This is a genomic window from Streptomyces sp. NPDC058000 (assembly GCF_042886435.1).
In the GTDB taxonomy this organism is placed as follows: domain Bacteria; phylum Actinomycetota; class Actinomycetes; order Streptomycetales; family Streptomycetaceae; genus Streptomyces.
Window position 1 is genome coordinate 1 of record NZ_JBHVQS010000022.1, and the last position, 16,866, is coordinate 16,866.

Annotated in this window: 11 protein-coding genes and 2 pseudogenes; 6 read left to right on the forward strand and 7 right to left on the reverse strand. The window is 72.4% G+C overall.

Annotated elements, in window-relative coordinates; genetic code table 11:
* Both ACFVT2_RS21715 and ACFVT2_RS21720 read left to right on the forward strand, forming a co-directional pair.
* Positions 1 to 177: pseudogene (locus ACFVT2_RS21715) on the forward strand (transcriptional regulator); the annotation flags it as partial.
* A 96-nt stretch (positions 178 to 273) separates the two neighbouring features.
* Positions 274 to 812: pseudogene (locus ACFVT2_RS21720) on the forward strand (SDR family NAD(P)-dependent oxidoreductase); the annotation flags it as partial.
* Positions 813 to 1,022: 210 nt separating this feature from the next.
* On the opposite strand, the gene ACFVT2_RS21725 reads toward ACFVT2_RS21720, so the two are convergent.
* Complete coding sequence (locus ACFVT2_RS21725) at positions 1,023 to 1,724, reverse strand: TetR/AcrR family transcriptional regulator (protein WP_390020227.1); 702 nt, start codon at positions 1,722 to 1,724, stop codon at positions 1,023 to 1,025.
* A gap of 85 nt (positions 1,725 to 1,809) precedes the next feature.
* Here ACFVT2_RS21725 and ACFVT2_RS21730 point away from each other — a divergent pair, with 85 nt between their 5' ends.
* From ACFVT2_RS21730 to ACFVT2_RS21740, 3 genes are all read left to right on the forward strand, one after another.
* Positions 1,810 to 2,565, forward strand: coding sequence for a class I SAM-dependent methyltransferase (locus ACFVT2_RS21730; protein WP_390020230.1), 756 nt, complete (start codon positions 1,810 to 1,812; stop codon positions 2,563 to 2,565).
* 342 nt (positions 2,566 to 2,907) lie between these two features.
* The gene (locus ACFVT2_RS21735) at positions 2,908 to 3,441 is read left to right on the forward strand and encodes a GNAT family N-acetyltransferase (RefSeq protein ID WP_390020233.1); all 534 of its coding nucleotides are present in this window, start codon (positions 2,908 to 2,910) and stop codon (positions 3,439 to 3,441) included.
* 259 nt (positions 3,442 to 3,700) lie between these two features.
* Complete coding sequence (locus ACFVT2_RS21740; protein ID WP_390020476.1) at positions 3,701 to 4,438, forward strand: SDR family NAD(P)-dependent oxidoreductase; 738 nt, start codon at positions 3,701 to 3,703, stop codon at positions 4,436 to 4,438.
* 209 nt (positions 4,439 to 4,647) lie between these two features.
* On the opposite strand, the gene ACFVT2_RS21745 is transcribed toward ACFVT2_RS21740, so the two are convergent.
* Positions 4,648 to 5,577: an SDR family NAD(P)-dependent oxidoreductase gene (locus ACFVT2_RS21745; protein WP_390020236.1), complete on the reverse strand. Its 930-nt coding sequence runs from the start codon at positions 5,575 to 5,577 to the stop codon at positions 4,648 to 4,650.
* 51 nt (positions 5,578 to 5,628) lie between these two features.
* Positions 5,629 to 6,516, reverse strand: coding sequence for an SDR family NAD(P)-dependent oxidoreductase (locus ACFVT2_RS21750; protein WP_390020239.1), 888 nt, complete (start codon positions 6,514 to 6,516; stop codon positions 5,629 to 5,631).
* Positions 6,517 to 6,586: 70 nt separating this feature from the next.
* On the opposite strand from ACFVT2_RS21750, the gene ACFVT2_RS21755 reads away from it, so the two are divergent.
* On the forward strand, positions 6,587 to 7,528 hold the full coding sequence (locus ACFVT2_RS21755; protein WP_390020241.1) for a LysR family transcriptional regulator: 942 nt from the start codon (positions 6,587 to 6,589) through the stop codon (positions 7,526 to 7,528).
* A gap of 144 nt (positions 7,529 to 7,672) precedes the next feature.
* Here the strand turns inward: ACFVT2_RS21755 and ACFVT2_RS21760 are convergent, their stop codons facing one another.
* The 4 genes from ACFVT2_RS21760 to ACFVT2_RS21775 all read right to left on the reverse strand — a co-directional run bounded on the left by ACFVT2_RS21760 (position 7,673) and on the right by ACFVT2_RS21775 (position 16,714).
* Entirely contained in the window at positions 7,673 to 9,157 is a 1,485-nt protein-coding gene (locus ACFVT2_RS21760; RefSeq protein WP_390020244.1) for a family 43 glycosylhydrolase, read from the reverse strand.
* Between the two features lie 169 nt (positions 9,158 to 9,326).
* On the reverse strand, positions 9,327 to 10,295 hold the full coding sequence (locus ACFVT2_RS21765; protein WP_390020247.1) for an alpha/beta fold hydrolase: 969 nt from the start codon (positions 10,293 to 10,295) through the stop codon (positions 9,327 to 9,329).
* A gap of 150 nt (positions 10,296 to 10,445) precedes the next feature.
* Positions 10,446 to 10,664 carry an EF-hand domain-containing protein gene (locus tag ACFVT2_RS21770; protein ID WP_390020250.1) on the reverse strand — a complete coding sequence of 73 codons (219 nt, stop codon included), beginning with the start codon at positions 10,662 to 10,664 and terminating at the stop codon, positions 10,446 to 10,448.
* Positions 10,665 to 10,900: 236 nt separating this feature from the next.
* The gene (locus tag ACFVT2_RS21775; RefSeq protein ID WP_390020252.1) at positions 10,901 to 16,714 is read right to left on the reverse strand and encodes a TIR domain-containing protein; all 5,814 of its coding nucleotides are present in this window, start codon (positions 16,712 to 16,714) and stop codon (positions 10,901 to 10,903) included.
* Between the last annotated feature and the right edge of the window lie 152 nt (positions 16,715 to 16,866).

The window sequence follows — 16,866 nt, forward strand, 5'->3', positions numbered from 1 at the left end:
CATCCGCAGGCGGGACAACTGACGCTCGCCTACCAGACCTTCGAAGTACAGGACGCGCCCGGCCAGTGCCTCTTGGTCGGCACCGCAGAGCCCGGCAGCCCCGACGCCCACCGCCTGGCCCTGCTCGACTCTCACCGTGCCGGGGGCGGCCAGGACGTCAGCGTCGGCCAGCGGTAACGGAAATCCTCGTTGGCTTGCGGAGCCTCTCTCGAAGTGGACTGGCTGCCGCGTCAGGCATCGATCTCCCCAGGGGGCTTGCCACGCCCGGTCGTAATCACCGAGCGCAGCGGTCATCTCGACATCGTCGTGGCCAACGCCGGCGTCGGGGACTTCGGCCCGCTCGGCGAGATCACCGAGGAGGGGTACGACCGCACCACCTCCATCAACCTCAAGGGCACGGTCTTCACCGTCCAAAAGGCGCTTCCGCTGCTGCCGGCCGGCGCCTCGGTGATCCTGCTCTCCTCCAGCGCGGCCCTGCGCGGCACCCCGGGCCTGGGCATCTACGCCGCCACCAAGGCCGCGATCCGCAGCCTCGCCCGCACCTGGCCGCCGAACTCGCCGACCGCGGCATCCGCGTCAACGCCCTCACTCCGGGCCCCGTCGCAACCCCCGGCGGCGACGAGCTGCGCGCCGCATTCCCCCAAGGCGATCAGGCCACCCCAGCGACCGAGTCCGCCGCACCGGCGCCGACCCCGCTCGGCCGAGCCGGTCGTCCCGACGAGGTCGCCGCCACCGCCGCCTACCTGGCTGGGGACCAGAGCTCCTTCACCACCGGCGCGGAACTGCTCGTCGACGGCGGCACCACCCAGCTCTGGACCAAAACGGTTTCGCCGCCGTCGGTCCGCCACATGTCCGCTCGGGATGCACTGGCGGCGGCGGGCGCCTGTTGCGACATCGGCCTCCCCACCTCCCCAACCCCGCGCCAACATCAGTACCGGTGGATACCCACTCCTCGCCGATGCCGTTCGACGGTTCCGACTCGGCAGCACCCGGGTCAAAGCCCGCCCGATCACCGGCAAGGGTTATGCGGAGCTCGCGGAACGATCCCGTTTCCGGGCCGCCTTGTCCCGCGCCCGGGCGGGCTCGCCAGTTCCCCCGCACCCCTCCTGCTCCTGCTCCTGCTCCTGCTCCTGCTCCCATGACGTGGCCGTCGGATGAAGCACGGTGTCGATGATGAGGTCGAGCTCCCGCGGACTCGGCGGCTCGCCGGTGAGCAGAAAGGTCTGCAGTATCAGAGCGGGACCGGTGCGAGCGGCCAGCGGGTGCACGACCTCGGGACCGTACTCGCCACTGCGCACGCCCTCGCGCAGGATGGCTTCGATGCGCTCAAGTCGCGGCGCGATGATCCTGTCGGCGAATACGGCACGCAGATGCGGCTCGCGCAGCAGGTCGCCGATGAACTCGATGCCTGGTACGAGAGTTCTGCCGGCCAGCACAGCACTGAAGGCGGCGAGCGCGCCAGCGAGGTTTTCCCGGGCCGAACGCCCCGGGTCCGGCTCAGGCAGCGGGGGCAGGGCATAGCGCAGGGCGTCCAGGACCAGGGGCTGCTTGCCGGACCAACGCCGGTAGAGCGCGGCCTTGCCGGTGCCTGCGCGAGCGGCGATGCCCTCCATGGTGAGTTGGCCGTAGCCGTTCGCGGCCCACTCGTCGAGCGTCGCTACGTAGATCGCGTGCTCCAGTTCCGCACCTCGGCGACGGCGTCCGGGTGTTGCGCTCTCTGCCATGGGTCCAACAGTAGACGCTGGCGTTCCTTCCTGCCTACACTCTCTTTAGTGAACAACCCCGTCTACTAGAAGAGGTGAGGGTTGGATGGCCGATCTGCATACTGCGCGTGACCATCAAGGCGGCCGGGAGCCGGCGCTGGATTTCGAGGCGGTGTACCAGGGGCGCGAGATCTCCTACGGAGCGGACGACCACCGGTCGGACCTGATCCCATGGGCACTGGACGCTCCCCAGCCGCTGGTCGTCGAGCTGGAAGCGGCGGGCGAAATCACCGGCCCGGTTCTGGAATGCGGCTGTGGGCTCGGGGACAACGCCCTGTTCCTGGCCGGCCGCGGCTACGAGGTGACCGCCTTCGACGCCGCACCTTCCGCGATCGAGCGCAGCCGGGCCAAGGCCACCGAGGCCGGCAGCCCCGTGACCTTCACGGTCGCCGACGCGACGGAACTACACGGCATCGGTGTCCCCGGAGGCTTCCGCACCGTCGTCGACAGCGCCATGCTGCACTGCCTGGACGCCGATCAGCGGCGGGCGTACCTCGCCGGGCTGCGTCGGGTGTGCGCGCCCGGTGCGCGGCTTCATGCCCTGTGCTTCCGCGGCGAGTTGGCCGCTCGCCTGAAGATGCCGGCCGACATGGACGAACGCAGCCTGCGCGAGGCTTTCCATGACGGCTGGACGATCCGGCGCATGGAGCCCCGCCACTACACCACTGGTTTGACCCGGCAGGCATGGCAGAACTTGGCGCCCGCCGGACCGGGCGCCTCGGAACGGGACGACGCCGTGACCGTCGACCAACACGGCAGAGTTCTGCTGCCGTTCTGGCAGATCACCGCTGATCTGACCTGATCGGTCTGGGGCCGAGACCAGAACCGGCCCCAGACCCGGACCCGGACCCGGATGCGTCACTGGTTGCCGTCGCCGCCCGTGTCCTGGGCGCTGCCGCCGGGGCCGGCGGAACCGTCGGACGGGTTGCCGTCACGGCGGACAGGTTGGGCCCTCCTCCGCCAGTCCTCCACGGGCCGGGGGCTGGGTCCTACCGGACCGTAAATTTCAGGGCGGTAGCGCCCCGCTGTCCGGCGCGGGCCGGGCAGGGACCGTCGGACACGCCGTACTGCCGTGGGGCCGGGAGCGACAGTGCGGCGAGTGCCGATTACCGATGAGTCCCTTGCCTTAGGCAGGATGGGCGCCATGACCGAGATCCGCACCCCCCGCCTCCTGCTCCGTCGCTGGCACGACGACGACCTCGCACCCATGGCCGACATCAACGCGGACCCGCGGGTCATGCGCTGGATCGACGACGGCTCGGTGCGCGACCTGGACCACACGGCAGAGGCCATCGAGCGATGGGAGGAGGAGTGGGACGAGGAGGGCTTCGGCCTCTTCGCCGTCGAGCTGCTGGCCTCGGGGGAACTGGCCGGCTTCACGGGTCTGTACGTGCCTGAGTCCCTGCCGGAGGTCATGCCCGCCGTGGCGATCAGCTGGCGGCTCGGCTCACAATTCTGGGGCCAGGGATACGCGTCCGAAGCCGCTCAGGCCACCCTGGAGTTCGCGCTCCAGGACCGTGGCCTCGACCGCGTCATCAGCATCAGTCGGGCGGGCGACGACGCCTCCGAGAACGTCATCCGCAAGCTCGGCATGGTGCTGGAGCGCGAGACGGCACATCCGGTGTACGGCTTTCCGCTCAACGTCCACACCATCGACCTCACCGAGTACCAGGCGTGAACCAGCCGAGTCATCGGATCATGCGAGCCGGCTGGTCTTCGGCGTCGGCCAGTTCGTCGACCGCGTTCGGTTGCGGTGGGTGGAAGGGCAGTGCCACGACTGACCGCACGCATGGTGCGAGACGGGCCCGGCTCCCGGACCGTGCTGCGCCCCTCGGGGGCTCCGCCGGAGTAGCCGGGCGAGCGCCTGGTCCAGCCCGCGCATAGAAAGAGACCAGGGAGCTGAGGCGACAGAGGGAGTGGCTGTGACGACCGCGTCGATGGCAGGGAAAGTCGCGTTGGTGACCGGGGCGACCAGCGGCATCGGGGCAGCCACTGCGGAAACGCTCGCCGAGCGTGGCGCGCACGTACTGGTGGCGGGCCGGGACCGAGGGCGCGGCGGGGCCGTCGTCGAGGCCATCCGGAGACGCGGTGGCACGGCGGATTTCGTGGCCGCCGATCTGCTGGACGTCGACTCGGTGCGACAGCTGGCTCGGCAGGCTGTCGAACTGGGCGGTGGCCGGGTGGACATCCTGGTCAACGGGGCGGGCATCTACCCCTTCGGGCCCACCGAACAGACGCCGCAGAGCGAGTTTGACGCCGTCTACGCGCTGAATGTGAAGGCCCCCTTCTACCTGGTGGCGGAACTCGCGCCGGCGATGGCCGAGCGGGGCAGCGGGGCGATCGTCAACGTCAGCACCATGGCGGCCGCGCTCGGCGTCTCGGGAATGGCACTGTACGGATCGAGCAAGGCGGCCGTGAACCTGCTGACCAAAGCCTGGGCTGCCGAATACGGCCGGCGCGGGGTCCGGGTCAACGCCGTGCAGCCCGGTCCGACGCAGACCGAAGGCACGGCAGACATGGGAGGGGACCTGGACACCCTCGCTTCCCAGGCGCCCGCCGGTCGGCCTGCTACCCCGAGGGAGATCGCCGAGGCGATCGCGTACCTGGCTGACGACACCGCGAGTTATGTGCACGGTGTGGTGCTGCCGGTCGACGGCGGCCGCACAGCCGTGTGACCCGGGCCCGAGACCGAGCCACCGGCCCGCGCCACCCGAGAGCGGACGGCACGGCATCCGCATCTCGGCCGGCATCCACTCGGCCGAGCTGGAGCGGCAGGTATAGCTGGCCTGACCGGCCCAACTCTGGCCTGACCGGCCCAACTGGCCTGACCGGCCCGACTGGTCTGACCGGTCCAGTTGATCCAGCTGGACCAGTTGATCCAGGGTCAGTCGGCCTGGGTGAGCAGTTCCTCCGACAGTGCCCACAGCCGGCGCGCGTTGTCCGGGTCGACGGCGTAGCGGGCGACGCCGTGCAGGGTGCCGGTGCGGTGGTCGACGACCTCGGTCTCGTTGGAGTCGACGAAGTACCGGCCGCCGATGCCTTCCAGCAGGGGTGAGGTGGCGAGGAGTACGGAGGTGGCGGCGCCCTGCTCGACCGTCTTGATGAACTCGGCCGGGACCCGGCCGCTGCCGCGGCCGCCGGTGTGGCGCTGGAGGTTGGTGTAGATGGCGCCGGGCATCAGGGCGTTGGCGGTGATGTTGTCGTCGGCCCAGCGGCGGCTGGCCTCGACCGCGAACAGGACGTTGGCGGTCTTGGACTGGCCGTAGGCGAGCCACGGGTCGTAGCGGCGGAAGGCGAAGTTGACGTCGTCCCACACAATGGGGGACTGCTGGTGGCCGGTGGAGCTGACGGCGATGATACGGGCGGCGCCGTCGGCGGCGAGTGCGGCGTGCAGGCCCGTGGCGAGCGCGAAGTGGCCGAGGTGGTTGGTGGCGAACTGCCACTCCCAGCCCTGTTCGGTGTGCTGCTCGGGGCAGGCCATGACGCCGGCGTTGTTCACCAGGACGTGCAGCGGGCCCTGCCAGGCCGTGGTGAACGCGGTGACGGACGTGGGATCGGCGAGGTCCAGGTGGGCGACGTGCAGGTCGTGGTTGCCGGTCGCCTCGGCGATGTTCTCGGCGACGCGTTCGCCGGCTGCCACGTCGCGGACAGCCAGGGTGACGGCCGCCCCCGTACCGGCCAGCGCGCGGGCCGTTTCCGCGCCGAGACCGGAGGATGCGCCGGTGACCAGCGCGCGGCGGCCGGTGAGGTCGACGCCCTGTGCGACCTGCGCGGCCGTGCTGGAGAAACCGTAGGGTGTGGTGATGAGGGGCATGGGTGAACTCCTGCTGCTGCGCTGCGAGTTGAGGCCGGAGCGAGGGTCCGCTCAGGGTTTGAGCATGCGGTCCTGTTCCACCGGGGGCGTGCCGCCGTGCCAGTCCAGGGCCTTGCCGAAGCGGATCAACTCGCCGTACAGGGCGGGGTCGGCGTGCTCGGCGAACACGACGTCGAGCACGGCCCGCGCCGCCTCGGACGGCGGCCGGGCCTGGCTGAAGTCGGTGAACCACGGCCGGGAGGTCGCGGTGTCGACCATGCCGGGGCAGACGGAGGCGATCAGGGTGCCGGCCGTGAGGTCGCGCTCGCGGCGTATGGCGGCGACCGCGCGCACCGCGGCGACCTGGGCCACCTTCGAGGGCACGTTCAACCAGAGCGGCCAGCCCGCCTCTTGTGCCGTGTTGTTGTGGATGGCGGTGCGCCAGGACTCGACGGCGTACTCGACCTGGTCCAGGTCCGCGCCGTCGAACAGGTGCCGCAGCCGAGGAGTGAGGTGGCCGAGGGTGCCCAGGCTGCTGGCCACCACGAGCAGCCGGCCGCCAGGGCGCAGTACGGGTCCGAAGGAGCGCAGTATCGCGTGGGTCGCGGTGTTCGAGACGTCGATCAACTCGTCGGCGCGCTCGGCCTGTGACTCCCCGGGCAGCAGCCGGGCGACGGCGTTGGAGATCACGACGTCCACGCCCCCGTATTTGAGGCGGAGTTCCTCGGCGAGCTGCGCGATGGCATCGACGTCCGTGACGTCCAGCACCCGTCCCTGAACCCGGCCGCGCGTGCCGGGCAGCTGCGCCACCTCGCGGGCCGCGTCAGTGACGCGCCGCTGGTCGCGCCCGGTGAGCAGGACGAGGCCGTCGGGCTCCGTACGGGCCGCGAGCCCTTCGACAAGGGCGCGGCCCAGACCTTGGTTGGCGCCCGTGACGAGGGCGATTCGGGAGGCGTTCACACGGCCACGCTAAGAACACTTCGGCCATGAGTCCAACGAAAGTTCAGCACGGCTGGTATGCGTATATGTCATGGACTTCACGGATGTCTCACTGGTCGCGCTGCGCGTCTTTCGCGCGGTGGCGGAACACGGAACCTTCACCGCGGCCGCGGCGTCGCTCGGGTACACGCAGTCGGCGGTGTCCCGGCAGATCGCCTCGATCGAGCGGGCCGCGGGCGCGGAGCTGTTGGAGCGGCGGCGCGACGGTGTCCGGTTGACCTCGGCGGGCCGCGTCGTGATGCGGCGCGCCACGGTCGTGCTCGACGAGATCGACGCGACCGCCCGCGAGCTGGCCGGCCTGCCAGGGCAGGCCGGTACCGTCCGCCTGGGCTGGTTCCCCAGCGCCGGAGCCACCCTCGTGCCCCGGGCGCTCGTCGCCCTCCGGCGCAGCGACCCGGGCCTGCACGTCGTGAGCCGCGAGGGCGGCACCCCGGCCCTCGTGCGCGCCCTGCGGGCCGGCAGCATCGACCTGGCCCTGCTGGCGTCCGGGCCACCGTTCCGCGCACCCGACGACGAGTCGCCGCCGCTGGCGCTGCAGACCCTCACCGAACGCGCGCTGCGCCTCGCGGTGCCCGCCACCCACCCGCTCGCCCGCGGCGACTTCGTCGATGTGGCCGATCTGCGCGGGCAGCGTTGGATCGCCGGCTCATTGTCCGGCGCCGACCGGCTCATGGGGGTGTGGCCGGGCCTGGACGAGCGGCCCGAGATCGCCCACGTCGCCCGTGACTGGCTGGCCAAGCTCCACCTCGTCGCAGCGGGCTGCGGGATCACCACGGTGTCCGCCTCGCTCGCCCCGGCCGCGCCACCGGGCGTACGCATCCTGCCCGTTCGGGGCGGGCCCCGGGAGCTGCGGCGCCTGCTCCTGGCCCGGCTTGCGCACCCGCCCTCGGATGCCGTCACCCGCGTGGCGGCCGCCCTCCGCGCCGCCGCCCTCGACAGCGAAACCCCAGGTGCGTCCTCGCCGCTCTCATGACGACGTCTCGATCAGTTCGGTCAGCGGCAGTCTCCACAAGTGGGAAGCGGCGCGCCTTTCCAGACCGACCCCGCAGCGGGCCCGCGGCGGCATCCGGCGCCCAACCACCGCACACGCTGCGGCAGTCAGGGCGTCGGGACGGTCTCAGTCGGTGTAGACCTCGGCCCGGTCCACGCTCACGAAGGACGCGGTGGACAGGGCGCTGTGCTCCCCGGTGACCCGAACGCGCAGGGTGTGCCTGCCGGAGGGCAGCCGCGGGCTGAGGTACTGGAGCGTCTCGCCCGTCCGGGGCGACCCGTAGAAGTCGACGCGCTGTTCGGGGCCCCCGTCGACGCTGATGGCCGCGATGCCGTTGCCGGTGTCCTGTACGGACAGCAGCGCGATGCGGGTGCCGGTGAAGGTGAAGGCCGCGGTGTTGCCCGCCCGGTCGCTCCAGTGGTCGTCGCCCCAGAAGCACTGGGCCGCGCACCCCGTCCCCGAGTTCCAGGCACCCTGGTAGGAAACGTGGCCGGCTCCACTGGAACGGCCGTCGTCGTTGATCCAGTAGTTGCCGTTGCCCGGGTCACCGGCAGGCAGGTCCTGCGTCGCGCCCAGGGCGAACGGCCGGCCCAGGTCCGGGCTGCCGTCCGCATGCCAGCCGATCGGCTGGGCCCGGGACGTGCGGTGGTCGTAGGTGTAACCCGCGGTCGACTTGGCGTGGTGGACGATCCAGTCCTGCGTACCGTCGGGCGACCGGAAGAAGGCGTGGTGGCCGGGGCCGTAGACCCCCTTGGCGTCGTTGCGGCCGAAGACCGGGCCGGGGTGCTGCTGCCAGTCGCCGGGCGTCAGGGGGTCGGCGTGGTCCGGCAGGGACAGCATCCACAGCTGGTAGTCCGGCTTGCCGGTGTCACAGGTCGAGTACGTCAGCCATGTACGGCCGTTGCGGTTGAGGAACTCGGGGCCCTCACGGACCTCCGGGCAGCCCCCGTCGGCCTTGAGGGCCACCGCGTCGCCGGAGACGGTGTACGGGTTCGACATCGGGGCGATGTTCAGACCGTTGTGCTGGTAGGGGTTGAGCCCCGAATACGCCAGGTAGAGCTTGCCGTTGTGCTGGAAGACGCTGGGGTCGATGGCGAAGTCGTTCGCGTGGTCGGGCGGATTCAGCTTCGCCTTGAAGTGGTACGGCCCGGCCGGGTCACCGGCCTCCGACTCCAGGACGTACAGCCGGTGATGGTCGTCCACACCGTCGTCGGCCGTGTAGTACATGTACCAGCGGTCCCCGAAACGGTAGAACTCGGCCGCCCAGATGTGCTGGTTGCGTGTGGGGTCGGTGTCCCGCCACACGGTCACCGGGTCCGCGTCGAGCAGCGTGCCGAGCGAGGGCGAACTCCACATCTTGATGCTGTCGTCCTGGGTGGTGGTGAGGTGATAGGCCCCGTTCGCATACGTCATGAAGGGGTCCGGCCCCGTGTTCAGTGGATTCCGGAACGTCCCCGCGGCCTTGACCGCCGGCACCTGCCCCTGCCCTGCTCTCACCCCCGCTCCCGGCTGCGGCTCCGGCTTGCCCGCCTCGGCCTGGGCGGCGCAGACCAGGCCAGCGAACAGGGTGAGTAAGACTGCTAACAGGGCGATTTTCGGCTGACGGGGCATCAGCGAGACTCCTCACCGTGGCGCGACTACTACTGGGGCATCGGGCTCGGCTTCCGGACGGATGTCGCCCTACGGCTATGCCGTAACAGCCCTCCCCCCGATGTAATCAGGCCCCGCCGCAAACCCGCGCAGCGGGGCCGCCCGGCGGACCGGTGCCGGTGGACCGGCCTCAGCCCCGCAACTCCGTCAGGAACTCGACCAGCGCGGCGTTCACTTCCCGCGGTCGCTCCTGCTGGGTCCAGTGGCCGCAGCCCGGCAGCATGATGGGCGCGCGGCGGAGACCGGGCAGCAACGTGGGCAGCCGCGCGATGAGTTCCGGCGTACCCGGGAACGTCGCGACCAGGTCCCGGTCGCCGTACATATACAGCGCGGGGGTGGTGACGACGGCGCCGTGCCAGGGGGCGGTCAGTTCCCAGTTGCGGTCCAGGTTGCGGTACCAGTTCAGTGCGCCGGTGAATCCCTTGGCGTAGTTGGCGGTGAGCTCGTCCAGGTCCTCCTCGGTGAGCCAGTCCGGCAGTTCCTCGGGGTCGGTCATGTCCGCGAGCCAGCCTCGCGCCGGGTCGGACACCAGGGCCTGGTCGGGGCGGCCGGTGCCGGGGGCGTCACCGGAGGCGGAGTAGAGCAGTGTGCGCAGGGCGGTCCGGGGGTCCCGGGCGAACTCGGCGTCGGCGAGCCCGGGCTGGTTGAAGTAGTTCCAGTAGAACCGTCCGTCGAACCGCTCCTGCATGGCCGCGAGCGGCGGGTGCTCCCCGCGGAACGGCGGCGGCACGCTCAGCCCCGCCACCCCGCGCACCACATCGGGCCGCAGCAACGCGGTGTGCCAGGCCACCGGTGCGCCCCAGTCGTGCCCGACGACGAACGCCTCCCGCTCGCCCAGGGCGTGGATCAGTCCGATCACGTCCCCGACGAGGTGCAGGATGCTGTACGCGCCCACGTCCTGCGGGTGGTCGCTGCGGCCGTATCCGCGCTGGTCGGGGGCGACGACCCGGAAGCCGGCGGCGGACAGCGGGCCGAACTGGTGGCGCCAGGAGTGCCAGGACTCGGGGAAGCCGTGCAGCAGCACGACCAGCGGCCCCTCACCCTCCTCCGCGATGTGCAGCCGGATCCCGTTCACGTCGATCATGCGATGCTCAACCATGCGGCGAAGATACTCCTGCGCGGCACCGTGAACCGGCTCGGGCAGCGGCCCGCTCCACGCCGCGAGCGACCGCTCGGCGCCCGTCGGGCCCGCTCGGCCGCGCCACGTTCGCGGCGGGTCCGGCACGCTCACGTGCCGGACCCGGCAGTCTCAGCCGGTCATGGCTGCCCAGAACTCCTCGAAGGACATCTGGCGGTCGCCGTTGGTGTCGAGCGAGTCGATCAGTGCCTGGGCCTCCGACTCGGTGATCTCCGTGCCCTCCAACTCCGCCACGACCTTCCGGTATTCCTCCGCCGTGACCTGGCCGTCCCCATCGATGTCGTAACGCTGGAAGACCTTCCGCGCCGCCGCCTCCACGATGTCTGCCATATGCTCCGCCCTTCTGCGATCTTCGCTGACGGGCCCAGATTATCCGTCCGCCCCGAAGCAACACGGGCCCGCCCAACCCGCCTGACTGTCGCGGGGCGAGCTCGCTCCAAGGCCGGCCCGGCGCCCGACCAACAGCGGCTGACGCAGGGAAGCGGCAGAACGAAGCGGCAGGGTGATGCGCACTCACGAGGTGAGCTGGCCTGTCTCCTGCCTGGCGGATCACCGCCGTCGCGGTGTCACAACTCCGCGTCGAGCGGGAGCCGGTGGACGCCCGGAAGGTACTCGTCCAGTTCGCCGGGGGTGAAGCGGGCCATGCCGACGACGTGCCAGAACTCGCCGGCCACCTCGCCCTCGTACTTGTAGCCGCCCTCGGGGGTCAGTGCCGCCCAGCCGCCGGGGACGCCGATGAGCGTGGCGTGCGGGGCGGGTGGGCCGTCCGGTGCGGGGACGTTCCACAGGCGGACCGTGCCGTCCTCGCCGCCGCTGGCCAGGAGGGTGCCGTCGGGGCTGAAGGCGAGGGAGAAGACCCGTCCGGTGTGGCCGGTGAGGCGGGCGGTGCGGGTGCCGGTGCGGGCGTCCCAGAGGCAGATGACGCGGTCGTCGCCGGCGGTGGCGAGCAGTGGCAGCCGGGGGTGGGCGACGGCCGTCCAGAGCCGTCCGTGGTGTCCGGTCAGGACGTGGCGGGGGGTGCCGTCGCGCCAGATGATGGCGGTGCCGTCCCAGGAGGCGCTGGCCAGCCAGTCGCCGTCGGAGCCGAAGGCGACGGCGTAGACGCGGTCGCTGTGGCCGTCGAGTTCGCCCGCCAGGCGGCCGCTCTCCTGGTGCCAGAGGCGGACCCGGCCGTCGTCGCAGCCGGTGGCGAGGGCGGTGCCGTCGCCGCGGAAGCTGATGGACCGCACCCGGCCCCGGTGGTCGGAGAGGGTGGCGACATGGGCGCCGGTGGCACGCCACCACAGGCGGACGGAGTCGTCGTCGTTGGCGGTGGCGAGCAGCGTGCCGTCGGAGCTGAACGCCTCGGCCCAGGTGTGGTCGGTCTCCACGTCGATCTCGCGGAGGTACTCGCCGGTCACGGCGTTCCACAGGTAGACGTCGCCGTCGTTGCTGGCGGTGCCGAGTATCGGGCCGGCGGGGCTGAAGACCGCGGAGATCAACCGGTCGCCGCGGCCGGTGAGTTCGGCGGTGCGGCGGCCGGTGCGGGCGTCCCAGAGGCGGACGATTCCGTCGTTGCCGCTGGTGGCGAGGCGGGCGCCGTCGGCGCTGAAGGCGACGGTGTTGACCCGCCGGCCGTGGCCGCGCAGGATGCGCTGGCCCTGGCCGGTGTCGGCGTGCCATATCTGGGCGCCGCCGTCGTTGCCGACGGTGACGAGCTGGCTGTCCTGTGGGCGGAAGCGGCAGGCCCAGGCGGAGCCGCGGTGCTCGACGGGCTGCTGGCGCAGCAGGCTGATGGCGCGGTGGCCGCCGGAGAGCGCGACGCGCCACAGGCGGACGGTGCCGTCGCTGTCGCAGGCAGCGAGGAGCCGTCCGCCGTTGCCGAACATCACCTGGTAGACGGCGCCGGTGCACCGCTCCAGGACCCCGGCGGGGGCGCCGACGACCGGGTCCCACAGCCGGACCTGGCCGTCGGTGTCGCCGCTGACGAGGAGGGTGCCCTCGGGGTGGAAGTCGAGGGTGTAGACGCGGCCGGTGTGGCCGGTGAAGGTGTGCAGCAGGCGCCGGTCGGCGAGCCGCCAGACGCGGACCGTGCCATGGCCGTCGGCGCCGTGGTCGCCGGTGGCCAGGAGGGTGCCGTCGGGGCTGAACCGGGCGCGGAACACGGCGCGTTCGTGGCCGTCGAGGCTGCCGGTGCACTTTCCGGTACGGGTGTCCCAGATGCGGAGGTTGGCGGCGGCGTCGCCGGTGACGAGGGTGTGCCCGTCGGCGCTGAACACCGCGGTGTAGACGGGGGCGGTGTGGCCGGGGAGCTGGTGCAGCGGTTCGCCGGTGGCGGTGTCCCAGAGGGTGACCAGGCCGTCGGCGTCGCCGGTGGCGACCAGGGTCCCGGCTTCGTCGAGGGAGACCGGCCAGACGCCGCCGGGGTGGACGTCCAGGCGGTGCAGTTGGCGTCCGGAGACCGGATCCCACAGGCGTACGGTGCCGTCGGCGCTGCCGGTGGCGAGGACCCGGGAGCGGAACTTCACGGCGTAGACGCGGCCTTCGTGGCCGTGCAGGGTGCGCAGCGCGCGGCCGGTGTCGGCGGCGCAGATCAGCACGCCGCCGTCCTCGCTGCCCACCGCGAGGAGTTCGCCTTCGGGGCTGTACGAGAGGGGTTCGGGCAGCCGGCTGGTGCGCATGTCGAAGCCGTACGGGACGCCGACGGCGGCGGGGCGGAAGCCGACCTCGACGGGCATGCCGGGGGCGAGGGCGGCGGTACGCAGTTCGGGGGCGGCGCGGACCTGTGGGTCGGTGAGCGGGTCGATGAGCGCGGCGCGGTGCCAGCGGCTGCGGGTCAGGCGGGCGCCGCGCAGGTCGGCGCGGGTGAGGCGGGCGCCGCGCAGGTCGGCGCCGGTGACGTCGGCACCGGAGAGGTCGGCGTGGTCGAGGCGGGCGCCGTTGAGTCGGGCGTCGCGCAGCACGGCGCCGGAGAGGTTGGCGCCGATGAGGCGGGTGTCGGTGAGGTCGGCGCCGGTGAGGTCGACGCCGGAGAAGTCGCGGCCGGAGAGGTCCTCGCCGGACAGGCGGGCGGCGCGCAGGTCGGCGCCGGCGGGGACCCGGAGCCGGTCGATGACGCGGACGGCGTTGGCGCGGGCCGCGTCGCTGACGCCGGGCCCGGGGGTGTTGAGGACGGTGCGGACCCAGGCGGTGCTCAGGTCGTGGTCGGCGAGGTCGCAGAAGAACTCGGCGGCGAGGGCGCTCAGCGGGCGGGCGGCGAGCAGGGTGCTGTCGCCGTCGGCGAGGCGGTCGGCGGCCTGGCGGGCGATGAGCCATTCGACGACGGAGCCGTGGATGAACTGGAACAGGCCGTCGTCGGTGCGGATCAGCAGGCTTCCCGCGCCGACGGCCTGGGCGCTCTCCTGGGTGGTGAGGGTGGTGCCGGCGAGCCCGGCGAGGGCGGTGGCGACGGTGTCGGTCAGTTCGTCGAGGTGCAGACCGCTGCGGCCGGTCTCCCACAGGCGGCGGGCGAGGGCGGTGACGGCGGCCCAGAGGTGGTCGAGGGTGAGGCCGGGGGCGGCGCCGGGGCCGCCCTGACCGCGGCGTTCCTCGTGGGCGAGCCAGGAGGTGAAGACGTCCTCGTAGAGCCGGGCGGGGCTCAGGGCGCGCCCGGCGCCCGCGACGGCGCGCAGTTGGTCGGGGTCGAGGTCGGCGACGAAGCTGAGCAGTCGGGGGTTGGCGCACAGGGCGAGCAGGTCGGGGATGTTGCCGAGGATTTCGAAGCGGCGCTCGGCGGTCTGCTCGTCGCCGTAGCGGTTGACGAGGTAGGCGCGGATCTGTTCGGGGACGAAGCCCTCGACGGCGAGGATGCGGCGCTGCGGGAGCAGGCCGATGCGTTCGCCGAGGGCGGTGAGGATCTGGTCCTGCGATTTGAAGTGCTGGGTGCGGCTGCTGACCACGATCTTGGCGTTGTCGACGGCGGCGTTGAGGAGGACCTGGAGGTGGTCGGCGGCGCGGTCGTAGCTGACACGGTTGACGAGTTCGTCGAAGCCGTCGAAGAGCAGGACGACGCGGCCCTGGCCGAGCATGTAGCGCAGGGCGCGCAGGTCGATGGTGTCGACGTCGTGGCCGGCGAGGTGGGCGGCGACGAGCCCTTCGAGGCTGTGGGCGCGGTCGAGGGTGTGCAGGGGGATGAGCAGCGGGGTGAGGTGCGGGAGGCATTCGGGGATGCGGCGGGCCAGCTCGCGCAGGGCGAAGGTCTTGCCGTGTCCGAAGTCGCCGAGGAGCAGCACGAACCGGCCGTGGTCGGTCTCCAGGAGTTGGAGCATGGCCTCGACGAGGTGGTCGCGCTCGTCGGCGTCGGGGCGTTCGGCGTCGCGGTAGCGCTGCGGGAGGTAGAGGTCGGGGGCGTAGCGGTCGTCGTTGCTCAGCCGGGAGGTCTGGGCGGCGACGTAGGTGCGCAGGTCGAGGAGGCCCTGGAACTCCAGGAAGCTGCGGACGCGGACGCCGCGGCGCCCGGCGCGTTCGCGCAGGGACTGCTCGGGGGGCGGGCCGTCGTGGACCAGCTCGGCCTCGGAACCGGTGTCGGTGGCGTGGGCCTGGGCGAGGAAGCGGTCGAGTTCGGTGTCGGTGGGGGTGCCGGGGTGGACGGCGATCCGCTGCTGGCGTACGACGCCCTCGTCGCTCCAGGTGACCATGATCTGGGCGAGGTCGTCGGGGGCCGCGCGGGGGACGTCGCGGAGGCGGACGCCTTCCTGGCGGGCGCGGCAGACCTCCTTGACGCGTTCGGCGAGGGAGTCGGCGGGCTCGTCGACGGCGCGGTTGTCGGAGGGTTGGACGGCGGCGGGCGGGGCCGCGGGCTCGCCGGGCGCGGCGAAGATCCGTCCGGCGCCGTGCCAGGTGACGGGGAAGACGGCTGGTTCGGTGCCGCCGGCGCCGGTCCAGCGGGTGACGCCGTCGGCGGTGACGCGCAGCAGCTCGAACCCGGCGGGGGCGGCCGCACCGTACAGCGGCAGGGTGCCGTTCTGGAGCGGGAGCTGGTCGTGGGACGGTTCGCCGCCGGTGGTGCGGGGGCCGCCGCTGGGGCCGTGCAGGACGAAGTGGAGGCGGGGCGCGGCGAGGCGGGTGAAGGTGTCGACGTCGCGGAGGGTGCCGGGGCCGCCGGGGGCGTCCTGGGGGCGGCGGCGGCCGGTGAGCGGGTGGCGGAGCGCGCCGATCCGCAGCCAGCCCTCCTCCTCGTAGCTGCGCAGCGCCTCGGCGAACCAGGCGGCCTGGTCGCGGCCGAGGAAGCCGTACTGGTCGTCGGGGCGGTGGCTGGCGGCGATGGAGGAGTTGAACCCGGCGACGACGGTGTGGAGTTCGGGCACCGGGAAGAGGGTCCAGGGCTGGTCGCTGTCGAAGACGGTGTCGAGGCCCTCGTAGAGGCCGCGGAAGAGGCGGGTGTAGTGGCGCCACTTGGGCCAGTACGGGGGCTGCGGCGGGATCTCGTCGGCCTCGCAGGTGTGGAAGTAGCCGCGGCAGGCGGCCTGGCTGACGTCCTGGTTCCCGGGGACGACGACGACGCGCTGCGGCGGCAGGTCGAGCTGGGAGCGGAGCCCGGTGAGGAAGCTGAGGGCCTGGTCGCATTCGCGGGGGCTGCCGGAGGCGGTGAGGTCACCGGTGACGACGAGGAGGTCGGGTGCGGGGGCGCCGGCGTCCTTCAGCTCGACGAGGTCGCCGCGGATCTCCCGGCGCAGCGCCTCCGGTTCGCGGCCGCGGCCGAAGTCGGGGCCGGCGAGGTGCAGGACGGTCAGGGCGCCCTGGTCGCGGGCCGCGCCGGGGGCCTGCGGGTACCGGGGCGCGCGGGCGGGGCGGCGGCGGCCGGACCAGCCGGTGCGGCCGAGCGGACGCTGCCGGTCGTCGGCGGCGGTGGCGGGCAGTTGGAAGGAGCCGCTGGCGGTCAGGGCGCCGGGGTAGCCGGGGCGGCGGCCGGGGCGGGCGTGGCCCTCGACGGCCTGGCCGACGCGGGTGAGCAGCAGGCTGCGGGCGGTCGCGGCGTCGGCGACGCCGACGAGGTCGACGTAGGTGATGGTGGCGAGGAGGCCCTCGATGGGGATGTCCTCGACGCGGACGGTGAGCAGTTTGCGGTCGGGCTCCTCTGGTTCGGCGCGGAGCGCGGCCTGCCATTCCATCCGGCCGTAGGTGGAGCGGCCGTAGTGGCCGGAGAGGACGGCGATGACGGCGACGGATTCGCTGACGCCGCGGTCCATGAAGTCGATGAAGTTGGTGCCGGCGACGAAGTCCCACGCCTGGATGACGGTGCGGTACCCGGCTTCCTCCAGGGTCCACGCGATCCAGGACGCCCACTGTTCGTCGGCGGGTGAGTAGCTGATGAAGAAGTCCAAGTCCCGCGTCCGGCCCAGCAGTTCTCCGTCAGTCGCCATGTCCCCATCGTAGGAGGTCGGGGGGTGGCGGGGCAGGTGGTTGGAAGGATCACGCGGAGTGTCCGTCAACGGGTGGCAGGGCTGCGGGAGCAGGCGGCACCGGTGGTGTGCGAGGTCCGCGCCGCCGCGCGGCCGGCCGTCCGCCGCGGCGG